General features: G+C 60.4%; 1 protein-coding gene. It reads right to left on the reverse strand.

Annotated elements, in window-relative coordinates:
- Positions 1 to 1,065: 1,065 nt before the first annotated feature.
- Positions 1,066 to 1,656 (reverse strand): dihydrofolate reductase family protein, encoded by a 591-nt coding sequence (locus ACX80A_RS15165; protein ID WP_459260593.1) that lies wholly within the window; start codon positions 1,654 to 1,656, stop codon positions 1,066 to 1,068.
- Between the last annotated feature and the right edge of the window lie 1,053 nt (positions 1,657 to 2,709).

Here is a 2,709-nt window from a genome sequence, read left to right on the forward strand (position 1 = left end):
GTATCAACAAACATGGCACACTATTGAGTTCTCAAACAACAGACACACCCGGCACCAAACAGAACCAAACAGTCCCATCATCGCTCCGGAGCAACTTTTCAAACTTACCCGAACCCGGCGGCTTTAGCAAATCAATGTTTTCTTGATTTCCAGCCCCACCAGGTGGGTCCCTACCTGCAAGTCTCGCACGCTAGAAGCATGCCATTTACAGGCTGTTTATTAGGGGTCGGTCGCTATCTTTCCGCTTTAGCGGCGGCGACTAGATCTACTTTACACGCCGTGTGGCCTCGAGCCAAATCCTCGATCCGATCCCCTTTTGGCGCCCATTGGGACACCTGATTCCCCGTAATGGCGGGCATCTGGACACCTCGTATGCGTCTGACGGACACCTGCCCGCCGGCGAATCTTCAGCCCCGCCCTCTGTGGCTTGAGTCACCCACTCGGACTTACTTCACCTCGAGGTAGGGTCCACCAGGGTCCGACCGAGGAGGCTGGTGTCAGTAGAGGCGAGGCTTGACGCAATTTCGGACGTGTCCATTCGGGGAACAGATCCTGTTCGATGAGGCGACTGCTCGCAATGTCGAACAGCTGCTCGATTACTCCCGGTCGGACATGCCCACGGTGGTCGACAGTCTCACTGAACTCTCGGTCAGAACCTGGAGAACTTCGTGCCTGGCGATGGGATGGCCCCGTCGGACATCCTGGAGCGCTTGAAAATCATGTTCACCACCTTCACCCACGCGGATCTACCCGAAGAAGAGCGGCAAGTCGGTGAAGCAATCCCCATCGGGGCTGAGTTCGTCGAAGACATTATGAAGGTCAACCGCCGGCTCTGCCTGCTGGGGTGCTCTTTTACCAGGATGTCACGAGTCGAATACCTGGGCCTCCTGTTACAGATCCAAGCCGGCGAAGCCCTCGAAGGTCTCGCTGAGGACCCGTCTACAGACCCTAACCAAGGAGAAAGCGGATCTATCAAGAAAGGATCCGATCTGACTCTACGAAAACGTCCACCGGAAAGGACCGGTCCTGCGCCTGAGTTCGCGGTGGACTCCTGCGCGCGCCAGCTCAGTTTGGGAGGTCGCGCACTCGATAGCGCTGGTGTTGCACCCGGTTACCCTGAATCACCGCGTCAGGATCCTCCAGCAAGTACTGTGCACTGACCGAACCGAAGAAGCGCTTGCCGGACCCGAACACGACGGGCACGACATCAATGCGTACCTCATCGATTAGCCCGGCGGCTAGCATCTGGCCCCGGACGTCTCCGGCGGCGACCTCGACAATGCGGTCACCTGCGAGCTCCTGCGCTATGGCCACCGCTTCCTGAACGCCATCGATAAAGCGAAACGGCGCCTCGGGGTCCCAACCGTCAGGCATCGGTCGGTGCGTCACGACAACCACGTGATCCACCCCGCTCGGGGGCTTCCCGCTCCAGCCATCCGTCAGATCGAAGACGTGACGGCCGACGATTGTCGCCCCGATCTGGTTCCAACACGGCCGGGTGTAGTTATAGGACGTCTGCGACACCGTCACCTGGCCGGTCTCGTCCAACGGAACATCGCCGCTAGATAGCCAGTCGAACAGCGGTCCGGGCTGGTCTCTCTCATCCGCGACGAAACCGTCCACGGACATGGCCCCGTACACGACCACCTTGCCCACCGGGTATCTCCTTTTGCTTCGAGATGCACCATGCTAGCGCGCTTGCAGCGGGCACGCGACGGCATCGGAGTCAGGGATCCAGCGGGTCAGGGGCTGTCGCTTCGGGGTCGGCGCTACAAGGGCCCGCGGGCCTCCTTTTGCTTCCTCCAGGTGGAGGTACCAATGGAGTCTCGGATGGAAGTTCCTGCGCGGAGCCGGCCTGATGCAGGGGTGGAGCGCGTGTCGATCAAGGAGCTGGCCAAACGCCCTGGTGTGGGCTGGCCGACTGTCCCGGGAGGCGCTTGGATAGGCGGAACCACCGCAGCGAAGGCACCGGGTGCGGACAGTGGCTAGGTCAGCTCCATGCTCGCCATTCGACGCAAAGCCGCGGGCTTTCCAACCGGGAAGACCTTCGAGACCCGGGACCCCGCTGTTTCCTCGATCCCGGCACCGGAAGGAAAACGTGGCGATCTATAGACCATTGACACGGCGGTCCTTCCTGTCGTGATGCGAACTGACGGACCACCGACGAGATAGCCGGTCGTGCCGTTCGGCAATATGCGAACCCCATTACTTGACCCAACGCCCGTGGACTGTCCCGGCGCGACTGGATCGATCTGGTGGTAGGGGATCCTGATGGCGAAGATGCCACCGCCTTTAATGTTGACTCGCGCACTTCCAGCCGGACTGTCACCCGCAGACGGATGACGTAGAGAAGCACTGCGGGGAACAGCGTAGCAACGAGTGCTGCGTCGTTCATGCCCGCTGTGACCAACCCCAGGCACTGCCGACCGTCATGAGCACACCAAGACCCGGGAACCCGAGTCGGTACCGAACTGGTAGCCGTGTTCGAAACGTCTCTTGCGGCAATCTGTAGCCTTCATCCATCGCACCGCCGTAGTGTTTGAACGGTCGATCGGAGAGACACAGCCACCGCAGGCCAGGGTCTGAAGGGTTCTGATTTTGGTGCTCTGGTGGTTAAGTGCGGAAGGCCCCACCGTGGGGTGGGGCCTTTCGTCTAATGGTTGTCCGGCGGTGTCCTACTCTCCCACACTCTCTCGGGTGCAGTACCAT

Source organism: Arthrobacter sp. TMN-50 (assembly GCF_054511125.1).